This window comes from Streptomyces sp. NPDC059247 (assembly GCF_042754005.1).
Classification (GTDB): Bacteria; Actinomycetota; Actinomycetes; order Streptomycetales; family Streptomycetaceae; genus Streptomyces.
In genome coordinates, this window is sequence record NZ_JBHYZW010000006.1 from 380,525 (window position 1) to 397,358 (window position 16,834).

16 protein-coding genes and 1 rRNA gene are annotated in these 16,834 nt (G+C 71.7%); 3 read left to right on the forward strand and 14 right to left on the reverse strand.

Annotated features, from left to right (window positions below; translation table 11 throughout):
• Positions 1-138: 138 nt before the first annotated feature.
• From ACFXGN_RS15245 to ACFXGN_RS15265, 5 genes are all read right to left on the reverse strand, one after another.
• Positions 139-1,809, reverse strand: a complete 1,671-nt coding sequence (locus ACFXGN_RS15245) for a uroporphyrinogen-III synthase (RefSeq protein WP_384858479.1) — start codon at positions 1,807-1,809, stop codon at positions 139-141.
• Entirely contained in the window at positions 1,806-2,792 is a 987-nt protein-coding gene (gene hemC, locus ACFXGN_RS15250) for a hydroxymethylbilane synthase (RefSeq protein WP_384858482.1), read from the reverse strand. Before hemC ends, ACFXGN_RS15245 begins: the two co-directional genes overlap by 4 nt.
• Complete coding sequence (locus ACFXGN_RS15255) at positions 2,789-4,153, reverse strand: glutamyl-tRNA reductase (protein ID WP_384858484.1); 1,365 nt, start codon at positions 4,151-4,153, stop codon at positions 2,789-2,791. Before ACFXGN_RS15255 ends, hemC begins: the two co-directional genes overlap by 4 nt.
• A complete protein-coding gene (locus ACFXGN_RS15260; RefSeq protein ID WP_384858487.1) occupies positions 4,150-4,938 on the reverse strand; it encodes a redox-sensing transcriptional repressor Rex in 789 nt (262 codons plus the stop codon). Before ACFXGN_RS15260 ends, ACFXGN_RS15255 begins: the two co-directional genes overlap by 4 nt.
• Positions 4,939-5,210: 272 nt before the next feature.
• Positions 5,211-5,489 carry a glutaredoxin family protein gene (locus ACFXGN_RS15265; RefSeq protein WP_384858490.1) on the reverse strand — a complete coding sequence of 93 codons (279 nt, stop codon included), beginning with the start codon at positions 5,487-5,489 and terminating at the stop codon, positions 5,211-5,213.
• Between the two features lie 215 nt (positions 5,490-5,704).
• Between ACFXGN_RS15265 and ACFXGN_RS15270 the strand changes: the two genes are divergently transcribed.
• The 3 genes from ACFXGN_RS15270 to ACFXGN_RS15280 all read left to right on the forward strand — a co-directional run bounded on the left by ACFXGN_RS15270 (position 5,705) and on the right by ACFXGN_RS15280 (position 9,508).
• Positions 5,705-6,646, forward strand: coding sequence for an HAD family hydrolase (locus ACFXGN_RS15270; protein WP_384858493.1), 942 nt, complete (start codon positions 5,705-5,707; stop codon positions 6,644-6,646).
• Between the two features lie 536 nt (positions 6,647-7,182).
• Complete coding sequence (locus ACFXGN_RS15275) at positions 7,183-7,974, forward strand: ECF subfamily RNA polymerase sigma factor, BldN family (protein WP_384858495.1); 792 nt, start codon at positions 7,183-7,185, stop codon at positions 7,972-7,974.
• A 298-nt stretch (positions 7,975-8,272) separates the two neighbouring features.
• Entirely contained in the window at positions 8,273-9,508 is a 1,236-nt protein-coding gene (locus ACFXGN_RS15280) for a DUF5667 domain-containing protein (RefSeq protein WP_384858498.1), read from the forward strand.
• Positions 9,509-9,659: 151 nt separating this feature from the next.
• Here the strand turns inward: ACFXGN_RS15280 and ACFXGN_RS15285 are convergent, their stop codons facing one another.
• The 9 genes from ACFXGN_RS15285 to rrf form a co-directional block, all read right to left on the reverse strand.
• Entirely contained in the window at positions 9,660-10,703 is a 1,044-nt protein-coding gene (locus tag ACFXGN_RS15285; RefSeq protein WP_384858500.1) for a lysophospholipid acyltransferase family protein, read from the reverse strand.
• Positions 10,704-10,718: 15 nt separating this feature from the next.
• Entirely contained in the window at positions 10,719-11,942 is a 1,224-nt protein-coding gene (locus tag ACFXGN_RS15290) for an NAD-dependent epimerase/dehydratase family protein (RefSeq protein ID WP_384858503.1), read from the reverse strand.
• Between the two features lie 136 nt (positions 11,943-12,078).
• The gene (locus ACFXGN_RS15295; RefSeq protein WP_003948845.1) at positions 12,079-12,177 is read right to left on the reverse strand and encodes a 30S ribosomal protein bS22; all 99 of its coding nucleotides are present in this window, start codon (positions 12,175-12,177) and stop codon (positions 12,079-12,081) included.
• A 164-nt stretch (positions 12,178-12,341) separates the two neighbouring features.
• On the reverse strand, positions 12,342-12,551 hold the full coding sequence (locus ACFXGN_RS15300; RefSeq protein WP_030223786.1) for a helix-turn-helix domain-containing protein: 210 nt from the start codon (positions 12,549-12,551) through the stop codon (positions 12,342-12,344).
• 127 nt (positions 12,552-12,678) lie between these two features.
• Positions 12,679-13,494 carry a phosphatase gene (locus ACFXGN_RS15305; RefSeq protein ID WP_384858505.1) on the reverse strand — a complete coding sequence of 272 codons (816 nt, stop codon included), beginning with the start codon at positions 13,492-13,494 and terminating at the stop codon, positions 12,679-12,681.
• A gap of 156 nt (positions 13,495-13,650) precedes the next feature.
• A complete protein-coding gene (locus tag ACFXGN_RS15310; RefSeq protein WP_384858508.1) occupies positions 13,651-14,826 on the reverse strand; it encodes an acetoin utilization protein AcuC in 1,176 nt (391 codons plus the stop codon).
• Positions 14,795-16,000, reverse strand: coding sequence for an MFS transporter (locus ACFXGN_RS15315; RefSeq protein ID WP_384858511.1), 1,206 nt, complete (start codon positions 15,998-16,000; stop codon positions 14,795-14,797). The genes ACFXGN_RS15310 and ACFXGN_RS15315 overlap by 32 nt, the downstream gene beginning before the upstream one ends.
• A gap of 43 nt (positions 16,001-16,043) precedes the next feature.
• Complete coding sequence (locus ACFXGN_RS15320) at positions 16,044-16,691, reverse strand: HAD family hydrolase (RefSeq protein WP_384858514.1); 648 nt, start codon at positions 16,689-16,691, stop codon at positions 16,044-16,046.
• Positions 16,692-16,758: 67 nt separating this feature from the next.
• Positions 16,759-16,834: ribosomal RNA gene (rrf, locus tag ACFXGN_RS15325) — 5S ribosomal RNA — on the reverse strand; the annotation flags it as partial.

Sequence of the window (16,834 nt, forward strand, 5' to 3'; positions counted from 1 at the left end):
AGTGCACTTACCGACAGGGTGTTGCCGGTTCCACGGCCGCCCGCGAGCCGCCCGCACCCCGCCCACACCCCGCCCGCGCGGCCCCGGAGACGCGAAAGGTGCGGGCCCCCGAGGGACCCGCACCCCTGTCACGACCGGTCAGGTCGTACGACGCCGTCGCGCGCCCGGCCGCCGCTCGCTCGGCCGCGTCACCGGGTCGCCCGCCTCAAGGGCCGACTCCCGGCGCCGCAGCCCGAAGTCCGCGAGGGCCTCGGCGAGCTTGTGCACCGAAGGCTCCGGCGACAGCACGTCCACCCGCAGCCCGTGCTCCTCGGCCGTCTTGGCCGTGGCGGGCCCGATGCAGGCGATCACCGTCACGTTGTGCGGCTTCCCCGCGATGCCGACCAGGTTCCGCACGGTCGACGACGAGGTGAAGAGCACCGCGTCGAAGCCGCCGCCCTTGATCGCCTCGCGGGTGTCCGCGGGCGGCGGCGACGCCCGTACGGTCCGGTAGGCGGTGACGTCGTCGACCTCCCACCCGAGCTCGATCAGGCCCGCGACCAGCGTCTCCGTCGCGATGTCGGCCCGCGGCAGGAAGACGCGGTCGATCGGGTCGAAGACCGGGTCGTACGGCGGCCAGTCCTCCAGGAGCCCCGCGGCCGACTGCTCGCCGCTCGGCACCAGGTCCGGCTTCACACCGAAGTCGACCAGCGCGGCGGCCGTCTGCTCGCCCACCGCGGCGACCTTGATCCCGGCGAAGGCGCGGGCGTCGAGCCCGTACTCCTCGAACTTCTCCCGGACCGCCTTGACGGCGTTGACCGAGGTGAAGGCGATCCACTCGTAGCGGCCGGTGACCAGGCCCTTGACCGCCCGCTCCATCTGCTGCGGGGTGCGCGGCGGCTCCACGGCGATGGTCGGCACCTCGTGCGGCACCGCGCCGTAGGAACGCAACTGGTCGGAGAGCGAGGCCGCCTGCTCCTTGGTGCGCGGCACGAGCACCCGCCAGCCGAAGAGCGGCTTGGACTCGAACCACGACAGCTGGGCGCGCTGCGCCGGGGCGCTGCGCTCGCCGACCACCGCTATGACCGGCCGGTGGCCCTCGGGCGAGGGCAGGATCTTGCCCTGCTTGAAGACCTGGGCGATGGTGCCGAGCGTGGCGTTCCAGGTGCGCTGCCGGGTGGTCGTACCGCCGATGGTGACGGTGAGCGGGGTGTCGGGCTTGCGGCCCGCCGCCATCAGCTCACCGGCGGCGGCGGCCACCGAGTCGAGGGTGGTCGACACGACGACGGTGCCGTCGGAGGCTCCGACCTCGCTCCAGCACCGCTCGTCTGCGGTACGGGCGTCCACGAAGCGCACGTCCGTGCCCTGGGCGTCACGCAGCGGGACACCGGCGTACGCGGGCACGCCGACGGCCGTGGCCACACCGGGCACGACCTCGAAGGGGATGCCCTCGGCGGCGCAGGCGAGCATCTCGGCCCCCGCGTTCCCGTCGAGGCCGGGGTCGCCGGTCACCGCACGGACGACCCGCCTGCCGCCCCTCGCGGCCTCCATGACAAGATTGGCGGCATCCCTCAACACGGGGACACCGGCGGTTGTTGACGCCTCGTCAACAACTGTCAGCTCCGGCGTGCTCACCCCAGCGCGCGCGTGGCCGCGAACGACCTCTAGCACCTCCGGCTCGGCGATCAGGACATCCGCTCCGGCGAGGGCCTCGACGGCCCTGAGGGTCAGGAGCCCGGGGTCACCGGGGCCTGCGCCGAGGAATGTGACGTGCCCATGGCCCGCGAAGGCCGGGGACAGCGGGCTGGCGGTCGGGCTGGTGGGGTTCAAAGTGCTCGCTCCCCCATAAGACCGGCCGCACCCTTGGCGAGCATCTCGTCCGCGAGTTCGCGTCCGAGCGCCATGGCCTCGTCGTGCGAGGTGGGTACGGGTCCGGTGGTGGACAGCTGCACCAGCGTCGAGCCGTCGGTGGTGCCGACGACGCCGCGCAGGCGCATCTCGGTGACAACCTGCCCGTGACCGGGGTCGTCGGCCAGCAGGTCGGCCAGCGCACCCACAGGTGCGGAGCAGCCGGCCTCCAGGGCGGCGAGCAGGGATCGCTCGGCCGTCACGGCGGCCCGCGTCTGCGGGTCGTCGAGCGCGGCGAGCGTGGCGACGAGCCCGGCGTTCGCCGCCGGGCACTCGATCGCCAGGGCCCCCTGGCCGGGGGCGGGCAGCACGGAGTCGACCGACAGGCGGTCGACCGACAGGGAGCCGGTGAGCTCCTCCGTACCGCCGATGCGGTTGAGTCCGGCCGCGGCGAGGACCACGGCGTCCAGTTCGCCACCGCGCACGTAGCCGATCCGGGTGTCGATGTTGCCCCGGATCGGGACGCAGCCGAACTCCAGACCGTGGTTGCGCGCGTAGGCGTGCAGCTGGGCCGTCCGCCGGGGCGAGCCGGTGCCGATCCGGGCGCCCCGGGGCAGCCGGTCCAGCGTCAGCCCGTCGCGGGCGATCAGCACGTCGCGCGGGTCCTCGCGGCGCGGGATCGCGGCCAGCGTCAGCTCGGGGTGCCGCGCGGTCGGCAGGTCCTTCAGGGAGTGGACGGCGAAGTCCACCTCACCGGCGAGCAGCGCGTCGCGCAGGGCGGCGACGAAGACGCCGGTGCCGCCGATCTGCGCGAGGTGCTCCCGGGAGGTGTCCCCGTACGTCGTGATCTCCACGAGCTCGACGGGCCGGCCGGTCAGCCGCCGGACGGCGTCGGCCACGTGCCCGGACTGGGCCATGGCGAGCTTGCTGCGCCTGGTCCCGAGCCTCAGTGCCCTCTCGGTCATACTCGCCCTCGGTTCTTGACGTCGGCGTCATTCAGGTCGGCCCGGCTGACGGCGGCCACCGTCTCCGGGTCGAGGTCGAAGAGTGTCCGCAGCGCGTCCGCGTACCCGGCGCCGCCGGGCTCGCTGGCCAGCTGCTTGACCCGCACGGTCGGCGCGTGCAGGAGTTTGTCGACCACGCGGCGCACGGTCTGGGTGATCTCGGCGCGCTGCTTGTCGTCGAGGTCGGGCAGCCGGCCCTCCAGACGGGCGACCTCGCTCGTCACGACGTCGGCCGCCATGGTCCGCAGCGCGACGACCGTGGGGGTGATGTGGGCGGCGCGCTGGGCGGCGCCGAAGGCGGCGACCTCGTCGGAGACGATGGCGCGCACCTGGTCGACGTCGGCGGCCATGGGCGCGTCGGCGGAGGCCTCGGCGAGCGACTCGATGTCGATCAGCCGGGCCCCGGGGACGCGGTGGGCGGCGGCGTCGATGTCGCGGGGCATGGCGAGGTCGAGCAGGGCGAGCGGGGTACGGCGTCCCCGGACGGCGGTCTCGACCTCCTCGGCGGTGAGGACGAGTCCGGTGGCTCCGGTGCAGGAGACGACGACATCGGCACGTGTCAGTTCGTCGCCGACGGCAACCATCTCGACCGCGTGTGCGCTGACGCCCGTCCCGCCGGGCTCGTTCAGGATCGCGGCGAGCCGCTCGGCGCGGGCCAGGGTGCGGTTGGCGACGACGATCTCGGCGACTCCGGACCGCGCCAGCGTGGCGGCGGCCAGCGAGGACATCGAACCGGCGCCGATGACCAGCGCCTTCTTGCCCTTGGCCCAGGTGTCGACGTCGGTGGCGTCCGCGCCGTCGACGAACTGCCCCAGACCGAAGGTGACGAGCGACTGCCCGGCCCGGTCGATCCCGGTCTCGCTGTGGGCGCGCTTGCCGACCCGCAGGGCCTGCTGGAACAGGTCGTTGAGGAGGCGGCCCGCCGTGTGCAGCTCCTGCCCGAGGGCGAGGGCGTCCTTGATCTGGCCGAGGATCTGGCCCTCGCCGACGACCATCGAGTCGAGGCCGCAGGCCACCGAGAAGAGGTGGTGGACGGCCCGGTCCTCGTAGTGCACGTAGAGGTAGGGGGTCAGCTCGTCCAGGCCGACGCCGCTGTGCTGGGCGAGGAGCGTGGACAGCTCGGCGACCCCGGCGTGGAACTTGTCCACGTCCGCGTAGAGCTCGATGCGGTTGCAGGTGGCCAGGACGGTGGCCTCGGCGGCCGGTTCGGCGGCGAGGGTGTCCTGGAGGAGCTTGGCCTGGGTGTCCGGCGCGAGCGCGGCCCGCTCCAGGACGGAGACCGGGGCGCTGCGGTGGCTGAGGCCGACGACGAGGAGGCTCATGCGGGCATCACCGCGGGGACGTCCCCGTCGGGTCCCTTGCGCCCGGTGCCCGTGGTGCCGCGCGGGGTCGGCGGGGCGGGTGCGGTCCCGGCGGTGTTCGGGCCGTTCTCGGCGCCCGACTCCTCGCCCGCCTTGCGCTGCTCGTGGAAGGCGAGGATCTGCAGCTCGATGGAGAGGTCGACCTTGCGCACGTCCACGCCGTCGGGCACGGAGAGCACGGTCGGGGCGAAGTTCAGGATGGAGGTGACACCGGCGGCCACGAGCCGGTCGCAGACCTGCTGGGCGACACCGGCGGGGGTCGCGATGACGCCGATGGAGACGCCGTCCTCCTCGATGATCCTCTCCAGGTCGTCGCTGTGCTGGACGGGGATGCCCGCGACGGGCCTGCCGGTCATGGCGGGGTCGGCGTCGATCAGCGCGGCCACGCGGAAGCCGCGGGAGGCGAAACCGCCGTATCCGGCGAGCGCGGCACCGAGGTTTCCGATGCCGACGATCACGACGGGCCAGTCCTGGGTGAGCCCCAGCTCACGGGAGATCTGGTAGACGAGGTACTCGACGTCGTAGCCGACACCGCGGGTGCCGTAGGAGCCGAGGTAGCTGAAGTCCTTGCGCAGCTTCGCGGAGTTGACCCCCGCCGCCGCCGCGAGCTCCTCGGAGGAGACCGTGGGTACGGAGCGCTCCGACAGCGCGGTGAGCGCGCGGAGATACAGCGGAAGCCGGGCGACGGTGGCCTCGGGAATTCCTCGGCTACGGGTCGCCGGTCGGTGAGTTCGGCCAGTTGCCACGGTGCTCCTGCGGGATGAGCGGGGCTGCAGGCGGCCATATGTCCCAAGACCGCCCCGTCGAATGCAGGCTATGTCTTTGTGAACGCGTGCACAAAGATGGTGTCCGTTTTGTCTGGCCAAAGTGACCGGGGTCACGCGGCTGGTTCGTATCGTCGCGGAACCGCGGAGCCCGGCGGCGCGTTGAAAACGTGATGGGGGCAAAGCCGCACACTCTCCTCACGATGTCGCCCCCGGAACCCAACAAAACGTCCACGATCGTAGCCGTCTTTCGGTCACGCACCCAGTTCGCGACGGAGCCGTTCGGCGTCCACGCGCCAGAAGGTGTGCTGCTCTCCGTCGACCAGGACGACGGGGATCTGTTCCCAGTAGGCCCGGTACAGCTCCTCGTCCACGCTGATGTCCTTCTCCTCCCAGCGCGCGCCGGTCTCCGCGCAGACCGCCTCGACCACCGCGCGGGCGTCGTCGCAGAGGTGGCACCCGGGCTTGCCGATCAGCGTCACGGTCCGCGCGGCGGCGTCCGTCTTCTTCTTCCGTCCGAACATGCCGTCCATTCTCTTCCGTTCCCTTCCGTCCGGGCACCCGCTCTGTCCGCGCGTCCGGACGGGTGCCCGTTCGCGCGCCCGGAAGGAAGGGAGGACGTACGGCCGACCGCTCCTCCCGGTCCGGCCGCGCGCCCGCCGACCGCTCCTCCCGGAAGCACCGGCTGTTCACCTCCCGGCACCGTCACAAGTCGGGAAGTACCGAACAGACTGGCTATGCTCACGGCATGGCCGCTCTGGGATGGCTCACCCCTCGTAGGCGCTCCGCCACCGCGCGCAGCGTCCTCGCAGGCGAGGCCGCTGCCGAGGCAGCGCGCAAGACCTCGCTCCAGTTGGAGAGGGAGCGGGAGGAGGCGGAGGGCGAGGCCCCCGCCGAGCCCGAGTTCCCCGTCGTCGGCGACGTCCGGGCGGCGGCCTTCTTCGACCTCGACAACACCGTGATGCAGGGCGCCGCGATCTTCCACTTCGGCCGGGGGCTGTACAAGCGGAAGTTCTTCCAGCGCCGTGAACTCGCCCGGTTCGCCTGGCAGCAGGCCTGGTTCCGGCTGGCGGGCGTCGAGGACCCCGAGCACATGCAGGACGCCCGCGACAGCGCGCTGTCCATCGTCAAGGGCCACCGCGTCTCCGAACTGATGTCGATCGGCGAGGAGATCTACGACGAGTACATGGCCGACCGCATCTGGCCCGGCACCCGCGGCCTCGCCCAGGCGCACCTGGACGCCGGTCAGAAGGTCTGGCTGGTCACGGCCGCCCCGGTCGAGACCGCCACGATCATCGCCCGGCGGCTCGGCCTGACCGGCGCGCTGGGCACGGTCGCCGAGTCGGTCGAGGGCGTCTACACGGGCAGGCTGGTCGGCGAGCCCCTGCACGGACCGGCCAAGGCCGAGGCGGTACGGGCGCTGGCCGCCGCCGAGGGCCTGGACCTCAGCCGCTGCGCCGCGTACAGCGACTCGCACAACGACATCCCGATGCTGTCGCTGGTCGGACATCCGTACGCGATCAACCCGGACGCCAAGCTCCGCAAGCACGCGAAGGAACGGGAGTGGCGGCTGCGCGACTACCGGACCGGCCGCAAGGCCGCGAAGGTCGGCATCCCCGCCGCCGCGGGCCTCGGCGCCATCGCCGGGGGCACGGCCGCCGCGGTCGCCCTGCACCGCCGCCGCCACTGAGGCCACGGCCGCACCACGGCCACCAGCGCCGTCACGGCCACCAGGGACACCGGGGGCACCACCACCGGATCCGTCGCCGTGCCACCGTCCGTCCACTCGCCACCGGGGCCTGGGCGCCGCCGGACCGAAGCGTTCCGCCTGCCGATACGTTTCGGCTTCGATCATCTGCGACAACCCCGGACCAGCGGCCCTCACCCGTCCGTGGTCGAACACCCCCGCACACGTCGACCACCAGGGAATTCGGCCTCCTTACCCCGCAGCGGCCCCGATCACTCGCGCGCCCCGGACTTGAGCACAACCCAACATGCGCGCGATCACACCCGTAAGCAAAACGATCAACAACTGATCATCAATTGCGACCAGTTGCGACTACAAGCAGTAACAGAACCGACGTAACCGGTGATTTGAGCAACTGGGTGTAGCGCTGCCTGTACGAAGCGTTATTCTCCTCAAACGCACAAAGGACCCCTCACGTCGCCACGACGAGTGAACGGTCCCGCACTGCACGTGATGGAAGCTCTGCCTCTGGGAGTCCCGTGTACCCACACGTCGGGGTTGACACCTCGGGCCTGGCTACGCTGCGCGCAACGGTCCTCGACCGCTTGCGCGGCTTCGTCCCCACCGCGTACGCCGGCCCTGTCCCCGCCTTCGCCTTCGCCGCACCGGCACCCGCCGGCCCTTGCTATGCCCTGGCCGACGGCGGGGCCGCCGTGGGCAGACGCGGCGCCCGCTCCGGCTCCGGAACCTCGACCACCACCCGCCGACCCACCGCCGACAGCGACAGCGCCCGGATGATGGATCTGGTGGAACGCGCCCAAGCGGGCGAGGCCGAGGCCTTCGGGCGCCTGTACGACCAGTACAGCGACACCGTCTACCGCTACATCTACTACCGCGTCGGCGGAAAGGCGACGGCGGAGGACCTCACCAGTGAGACCTTCCTGCGCGCCCTGCGCCGGATCTCCACCTTCACCTGGCAGGGCCGCGACTTCGGTGCCTGGCTCGTCACCATCGCCAGGAACCTGGTCGCCGACCACTTCAAGTCCAGCCGCTTCCGCCTGGAAGTCACCACCGGCGAGATGCTCGACGCCAACGAGGTCGAGCGCAGCCCCGAGGACTCCGTCCTGGAGTCCCTCTCCAACGCCGCCCTGCTCGACGCGGTCCGCCGCCTCAACCCCCAGCAGCAGGAGTGCGTGACCCTCCGATTCCTCCAGGGCCTCTCGGTCGCCGAGACCGCCCGGGTCATGGGGAAGAACGAGGGAGCGATCAAGACCCTTCAGTACCGGGCCGTACGCACCCTGGCCCGACTCCTCCCGGACGACGCCCGCTGACCCGGACGCGCCCCCCACACGCGCCCCCGCTCTCCGTCCCCTCACTCGGGCACCACCACTCCCCCCACACCCCCACGACCCCCATCCAACTCACAGTCGGTGACGCCTCGATGACGCACTGGTCCGATCATCTTTCGCGCGTAACCCAAGTGCCGCGCCGCTCGTTGTGCGGGATGCAGGCTCCCTGTGGACACGCCATGTCCGCGGCCACTCACTCTTTCGTGTGGATGCGCTCAAGGTGTGCAACCCTCCGGACACCCCGGGGAGTCGACCGTCATGACGAGAGGAGGTGCCGCCAGTGATCGCGAACGTATCGGCGCACCGGCGGGCGAACGCCTTCGCCCAGGCCCTGGAGGACCGGGCGTCCGAGGACACTGCGACCGAGCAGCCCGAGGCCCCGGTCGAACCTGCCGAGCAGGGGCGACTGTTGGCCCTGGCGAGCGGTCTCGGCGAACTGCCGAAACCACAGCTGGACCCCGAGGTCAAGGTGGTGCAGCGAGCCCAGCTCGTCGCCGCCATGGAAGCGATGCTCATGGAGGGCAGCGCAGCCGCGGGTCCCACGGTGCCGGAGCAGCGGAGTTCGAGCGGCAAGGGCGCCCACCGGGCGTCCCCGCTGCGCAAGCTCCGCCCCCGGTCCCGCTGGACCAAGGGGCTCGCCGCGGGCGGCCTCACGGTCGGTGTGGCCGCGGGCGCCTTCGGCGGAGTGGCCGCGGCCAGCTCCGACGCGCTTCCCGGTGACTCGCTCTACGGGCTCAAGCGGGGCATGGAGGACATCAAGCTGGGAATGGCGGACGACGACGCGGACCGCGGCGGCATCTACCTCGACCAGGCGTCCACCCGGCTCAGCGAGGCCCGCAGACTGATGGAGCGGGGCCGCTCCGGCGACCTCGACCACGAGTCCCTCACCGAGATCCGCCGGGTACTCAGCGGAATGCAGCACGACGCCTCGGAGGGACACCGTCTGCTCCGTCAGGCGTACGACCGGGACGGCGAGATCGGCCCGATGGCCCGGCTCAACTCCTTCGCCCAGGCCCACCGGGACACCTGGAACGGCATCCGCGACCGGCTCCCCGTGCAGCTCACGGACGTCGGCAGCGAGGTGACGAACGTCTTCGAGGCCATAGACGAAGAGGTCGAGCCGCTCCAGTCGGTCCTGCCCAGGACCCCTGAGAAGGGTGCCATCGGCTCCCAGAGCCCCGGTGGCGGGCCTGACACGGCGAAGGAGTCCCCGGGCACGGACAGCCACCGTCCGCCGTCCGCCCACGAGACGCCTCCGGCGGGCGGCCACCCCGCACCGCCGCACTCGTCCGGCCCGAGCAGCGGTCCGAGCACGGACGGCGGCACCGGTTCCCCGGAGAACGACGGGCTGCTCAGCGGCAGTGCGGGAGGGCTGCTCAGGCCGCCCGCTCCGACCGGCCCGTCGACGCTGCCTCCGGGCGCCCACGCGACCCCTGACGTGCCGGACGTGACCCTTCCGCCACTCCTGCCGGGCCTGCTACCGGGCCTCGGCATCGACAGCGAGGACGCTCGCTAGCAAGGAGAAGGGGCGCCCCCACGGACGGGGGGCGCCCCTTCGTCCATCCCCCGTCAGCCCACCGGCCCGTCGACCTGTCCCACGGTCAGCTCGTCGTACTGTCGGTCCGCCTGTTCATCCGCTCATCTGTCCGCATCCGTCCATCTGCCCGTCAGAAGAAGACCGACCGGCGCTGCACCAGCAACTTGTAGAGCGTGTGCTGGATCTGCTCCCGCACCTGATCCGTCAGGTTGAACATCAGCATCGGGTCCTCCACCGCCTCCGGCGCGTACGACTCCGTCGGGATCGGCTCACCGAACTGGATCGTCCACTTCGTCGGCAGCGGCAGCGCCCCGAGCGGCCCCAGCCAGGGGAAGGTCGGGGTCAGCGGGAAGTACGGGAAGCCCAGCAGCCGCGCCAGCGTCTTCGCGTTCCCGACCATCGGGTATATCTCCTCGGCCCCGACGATCGAGCAGGGCACGATCGGCACCCCGGCCCGCAGCGCCGTCGAGACGAAGCCGCCCCGGCCGAACCGCTGGAGCTTGTACCGCTCGCCGAAGGGCTTCCCGATGCCCTTGAAACCCTCCGGCATCACACCCACGATCTCGCCCGCCCGCAGCAGCCGCTCCGCGTCCTCGGCGCAGGCCAGCGTGTGCCCCGCCTTGCGGGCCAGCTCGTTGACGACCGGCAGGACGAAGACCAGGTCCGCGGCGAGCAGTCGCAGGTGCCGCCCGGCCGGGTGGTGGTCGTGGACGGCGACCTGCATCATCAGCCCGTCCAGCGGCAGGGTCCCGGAATGGTTGGCGACGATCAGCGCCCCGCCCTCGGACGGGATGTTCTCGACACCCTTCACCTCGACCCGGAAGTACTTCTCGTACAACGGGCGCAGCAGCGACATCAGGACCTGGTCGGTCAGCTCCTCGTCGTAGCCGAACTCGTCCACCTCGTAGTCGCCGGTGATCCGCCGCCGCAGGAAGGACAGCCCGCCCGCGAGCCGCCGCTCCCAGCCGTCGGCCTCCGGGCCCCCGGAGGCCGCGCCCCCGGCCGGGGTCTCCTCGGCGTCCTGCCGGACGTCACCGGGCCCTGACGCCCGCTGGGCGGCCTGCTGAGGGCCCGGCAGGGCCCGTACGGCCGCGGACTCGCCGTCCGTACGGCCGGGCCGCCGCCGGGCCCTGGACCGGTCGTCGTCGAACGGAATGACCTTGGCGTCCGCCATCGCTGTCCGGTCTCCTCAGGCGCCGTCGTGAAGGGGAGTAACAGGTGTAACGGGGGTAACGGGTGGGACAGGAGCCCCTGGCACACCAGAAGCCCCAGAAGAATCGGAGGAAGCACCGGTCGGGGTGCCACCGGTCACGGACCCACCGCCCGCGGGGCCTCCAGCGACGGGGCCACCGGCCCACGTCCCCGGGCCCGCTCCGCCCCCCACCGGCACCCCGAGCCGGTCCGCGAGCCGGTCCACCGCCCTCGCGACCGTCTCCGGCGGCAGCAGCCCCGGCCCCCTCCCCCGTACGAAGTCGGCGAAGGTCTCGGCGGTCGTGCGGCGCGGCGAGAAACCGAACACCTCACGCGTCTGGACCGTGGAGACGACCCTGCCGTGCGTGAGGAGCCTGATCTGCTCGGGCGCGAAGTCCGTGATCCCGACGGCCCTCAGCGCCGTGCCCACCCAGGTGACCGCGGGCAGCAGCACCGGCACGGTCGGCCGCCCGAGCCGCCGGGCGCACTGGGAGAGCAGCAGCACCCCGTCACCCGCCACATTGAACGTGCCGCTGTTCTGGGTGGCCCTGCGCGGCTCGTGCGCGGCCAGCCGCAGCACGTCGACGACGTCGTCCTCGTGGACGAACTGGAGCCTCGGGTCGTAGCCGAGGACGGTCGGCAGGACGGGCAGCGCCAGGTACTCGGCGAGCGGGGAGTCGATGCGGGGCCCGAGGATGTTGGCGAACCGCAGCACGCACACGGCCACGTCCGGGCGGCGCCGGGCGAACCCGCGCACGTACCCCTCGACCTCGACGGCGTCCTTCGCGAAACCCCCGCTCGGCAGCGACTTCGCGGGCGTCGTCTCGGTGAAGACGGCCGGGTCGCGGGGCGCGGCACCGTAGACGCCGGTACTCGACTTGATCACGAGCCGGCCGACCCTCGGGGACTTCTGGCAGGCGCCGAGCAGCTGCATGGTGCCGATGACGTTGGTCTCCTTGACCGACGTACGGCCGCCTCCGCCGATCGCCGTCCCGGTGACGTCCAGATGGACCACCGTGTCGACGTCGTGCGTGGCGAGGACCTTGGCGATCTCCGGCAGGCGGATGTCCGCGCGCACGAACTCGGCCGCACCGAGGCCGTGCGCCGGTTCGACCGCGTCCACCGCGATCACCCGTTCCACCTCGGGATCCCGCTGGATCCGCCGTACGAAACGGCCTCCGAGGTGCCGGGCAGCACCGGTGACGAGCACGACCCTGCCCACGATCAGCGCCTTCCCTCGGTCTTCCGTTGCCCGCCACGGTAGCGCCTCGGGACTTCCGCGCAATGAGGCGTGGCCCCTCACCGCGAACGGTGAGGGGCCACGCCTGACGCACGGATCGCTGCGGTGCAGCGGTCGCTTACTTCTTGTTGCGACGCTGAACGCGCGTGCGCTTGAGCAGCTTGCGGTGCTTCTTCTTGGCCATCCGCTTACGCCGCTTCTTGATAACAGAGCCCACGACTACCCTCGCTCACTTCTCGGAACATCCTCGCCTCCCGGCGAGAATCGGTGCGGGGCGTCTGGGCCCACACGACCTACGTCGGCCTAGCCTACCGTCCCGAGCACCGCGCTTGTAATCCGAGGGACATACGGAGCTTTCCCGGCGTTGTCGCCGCGCTCGCGCTACGCGGTCCCCACCCCCACGAAGGACTCCCGCAGGTACTCGTGCACCGCCTGTTCCGGCACCCGGAAGGACCTGCCCACCCGGATCGCCGGCAGATGACCGCTGTGCACCAAGCGGTACACGGTCATCTTGGAGACGCGCATCACCGAGGCTACTTCCGCCACGGTCAGAAACTTGACCTCGTTGAGAGGTCGATCGCCAGCAGCCATGACCCACCTGTACCTTCCGCCGCGACGCCCACCGGCTTCCCCTCCGGTGACTCTTCGTCGCCAAGCGCTCACGCTCCAGACTAGGGGCGGGTGGTACGAGTGGGGAAGAGGAGCTGCCATCGACCGTTTACCGTGACAGACACGCTCGATTGAGTACATAGCGTGTGAGCGGGCGGTAGTGGTCGGAGCGCACCCCGTCGTCAAGCGGAACGACCACCGACACCTGCCCCTCCGCCTCACCGACGAACAGCGCGGGATCATCCGTATCGGCCAGACCGATGGCCTCGATACCCAGCTGACCTGCACCGCAGACCCAGCCGTGGTCCCCCACCACGAGCTCGGGCAGCGGCCCCCCGACCTCGGCGGCGCCCTCCAGCGCGACCCGAACCGGCAGCGGCGAGTGGGAATGCGCCCCCGGCACACGCCCTCCCCCCGACGGCCCCGGTTCTCGCACCAGCGCGACCCCCCGGACGTAGTCGAGAAGGTGCGTGCGTACGCCGAACCGGGTCGTTATGTCGACACATCTCCCCTGCGCCGGGGTGAGGACAAGACATCCCGCCGCCGACAACGCGTCTGCGAGAGCGACGTAGAAACCGAGCAGACGATGCGGATGACCCGTCCCGAGGAGCACCGGAACCCTCCGCGCCGCCGCCTCTCCCAGCCGCGCGGCGAACGCGTCGAGCGCCTGGAGGGTCCGCTCCGGATCGATCGCGTCCGGCCCAGACCGGTGCGCCGGATCACCCGACACCCCGCACTTGTCGGCCATCAGCCGCAGCAGTTCCGCCTCGTCCCACCCCCGGACGGGATCCAGCCCCAGCAGCACCCTCGGATCACGCGCCGCGAAGAGCCGGTAACTCCGCAGGTTCGCCTCCCGCGAGGTCGCCACCGTGCCCGCCAACCCCGCCGCCAACAGATGCGCCCGCAGCGCCCCGGTACCCCACACCCCCACGATGCTCCCGGAACACGCGGGTCCGGGACCCCGGATTCCCCCGCACACCGCACTGTCGGCGTAACACCCGCCAGAACGTTCCTGCACTCCCCCGGCCGACCCACCTGAACGCCCGCGCGGAAGTCGGGACGCGGGCTTCCCTGCGACCTCTCAGGCCAGCAGCCCCCGCAAGGGGAAAGCCGCCTTGCGGGTCGCGAGCACCGCCTGGTCGAGCCGGTCCGCCGGGTCGTATCCCGCCGCCCACTCCCGGAAGCCCACCGGCCACCGCCCGTCCGTCATCCGCGCGGGACCCGGCTGGCGGGTCCGCGCGTACACCTCGTCCCGCCAGGACCCCGGGATCACCGACGCCGGGTCCACCGGAGCGTGCGCGGCGATCCCCACCAGATGCGTCCACGACCGGGGTACGACGTCCACCACCGCGTACCCGCCGCCGCCCAGCGCCAGCCAGCGCCCCTCGGCGTACTCGTGCGCCAGCTCGTGGCACGCCTCCTGCACCGCCCGCTGCGCGTCGAGCGACACCGCCAGGTGTGCCAGCGGGTCCTCGAAGTGCGTGTCCGCCCCGTGCTGCGTGACGAGGACCTGCGGCCGGAACTCCGCCAACAGCTCCGGCACGACCGCGTGGAAGGCCCGCACCCATCCCGCGTCCCCCGTCCCGGCGGGCAGCGCCACATTCACCGCACCGCCCTCACCGGGCCCGTCCGCGCCCGTCTCCTCCGGCCACCCCGTCTGCGGGAAAAGGGTCCGCGGGTGCTCGTGCAACGACACGGTCAGCACCCGGGGGTCCTCCCAGAACGCCGCCTGCACCCCGTCTCCGTGGTGCACGTCCACATCCACGTACGCCACCCGCTCCGCGCCCAGTTCGAGCAGCCGGGCGATCGCCAGGGAGGCGTCGTTGTAGATGCAGAAGCCCGAGGCCGCCCCCGGCATCGCGTGGTGCAGTCCGCCGGCGAAGTTCACCGCGTGCGCGGCCTCGCCCCGCCACAGGGCCTCCGCCGCCCCCACCGACTGCCCGGCGATCAGCGCCGCCACCTCGTGCATCCCGGCGAACGCCGGATCGTCGACCGTGCCGAGCCCGTACGCCTGGTCGGCCCGGCGCGGCTCCAGCGACGCGGCCCGCACCGCCGCCACGTAGTCCTCGCGGTGCACGAGCCGCAGCGTCGAGTCCCCCGCGGGCTTCGCGGCCACCACGTCCACCGCCCGGTCGAGCCCGAAGGCCCGCACCAGCGACATCGTCAGCGCGAGCCGGACCGGGTCCATCGGGTGCTCGGACCCGAAGTCGTACCGCGTGACAGCTTCATCCCACATCAACAGTGCGCGGCTGCTCATGCCCGCCACCGTATCGGGCCCCGCGCGCCCCGAACGACGTGGCGTACACCACCGTCACCAGGACGAGCAGCATCGGCACGAACATCGCCCACCGGTAGCTCCACGCGTCCCCGAGGGCGCCCACCAGCGGCGAACCGATCAGGAACCCGACGTAGTTGAAGACGTTGAGCCGGGCCACCGCCGCGTCGCTGTTCCCCGGGAAGAGCCGCCCGGCCGCCGCGAACGTCTGCGGCACCAGCACGCTCAGCCCGAGCCCGAGCACCGTGAACCCGGCGATCCCCGCCCAGGCCCCCGGCGACACCGCCACCAGACCGAAGCCGACCGCCGCGAGCACCGCACCGCCCCGCACGACGGCCACCGCCCCCAGCCGCCGCACCCCGAAGTCCCCGACGGTCCGGCCGAGCAGCGTCGTCACCATGTACGCGTTGTACGGCACGGTCGCCAGCTCCTCCGAACCGCCGAGCACGTCCTGGAGGTACTTGGCACTCCAGTTGGAGACCGTCGAGTCCCCTATGTACGCGAAGGTCATCACCAGACACAGCGGCAGCAGCAACCGGAGAGGAACCCCGCTCCCCTTCTCCCCCGCCGCCGTCGGCTCCTCGACCGGCCCTTCCCCACCGGCCGCGTACCACCGGCTCCCGACGATCACGACGGGCAGCAGAACGGCCACCACCGGCAGGTACGACACGAACAACGACAGGTGCCAGTGCGCCCCCACCCAGGCCAGCGAGGCCCCCGCGATGCCCCCGAGGCTGTACGAGGCGTGGAATCCGAGCATGATGCTCCGCCCGTACGCCCGCTGGAGGCTCACCCCCAGCATGTTCATGGAGGCGTCGAGGGCGCCCACGGCGAGCCCGAACAGCCCCAGCGCGACCGCCGCGTGCCACAGCTCGGAGCCCATGCCCACGGCCAGGAGCGCGAGCAGTACGAAGGGCTGTGCCCAGCGCAGCACCACGGCGGGCCCGACCCGCGCGACGACCTTCTCGGTCACCACGCTCGCCACCCCGGCCAGGATCGGCACGGCCGCCAGGAAGGCCGGCAGCAGCCCGTCGGAGATCCCGTACCGGTCCTGGATCGCCGGTATTCGGGTCACGAGCAGGGCAAAGGTGACCCCCTGTACGAAGAAACTGACCGCCAGGGATCCCCGCCCACGCCGCAACCGCGCATCCGTCATGGCGGCACAGCGTACGGCCGGAAACTACCGCTGGGTAGATGGATCACAGACCCAATATCACCGGCAGTTCGTCCATCGCGCCGAAGTACCCGGTGGCCCCGTCGAGCTTCTCCGCGGGAGTCATCGCGGTGAACCCGTAGACGTCCATCCCTGCCGCCACCGCCGCCCGCACCCCGAGCGCGCTGTCCTCGACGACCACGCACCGCTGCGGCTCCACCCCCATCCGCGCGGCGGCGTGGAGGAAGAGGTCGGGCGCCGGCTTGCCACGGCCCACGTCCTCGGCGCTGAAGACGATCTCGTCCCGGAACCAGGCGTCGAGCCCGGTCTTACGGTGTCCCACCCTGATCCGCTCATGGCTCCCGGAGGACGCCACGCAGTACGGCACCCCGCTCCGCGCGAGCAGCTCGACGACCTTCCCGGCTCCGGGGACGCCCTCCAGCCGCTCCTGGAACGCGGCGAAGACCCGGGCGTGGAACGTCTCGTCGAAGTCCGCGGGCAGCCGCTGCCCACCGCGTTCCTCGACCAGGTCGTGAATGCGGTGCATGGCGGACCCCATGTAGTCCCGCACGGATTCCTCGTACGTGGTGGGGTGCCCAAGTTCCGTCAGATAGGCGGCCAGCAGTGTGTTGGAAATCGGCTCGCTGTCCACGAGCACACCGTCGTTGTCGAAGATGACCAGGTCGTAGCGCATGGGCCCAGTTTAGAACGCAAAAATGCCTCAACCCCCGGACAGAGTCCAGGGGTTGAGGCTAAAAATTGTTCGGCGGTGTCCTACTCTCCCACAGGGTCCCCCCTGCAGTACCATCGGCGCTGAAAGGCTTAGCTTCCGGGTTC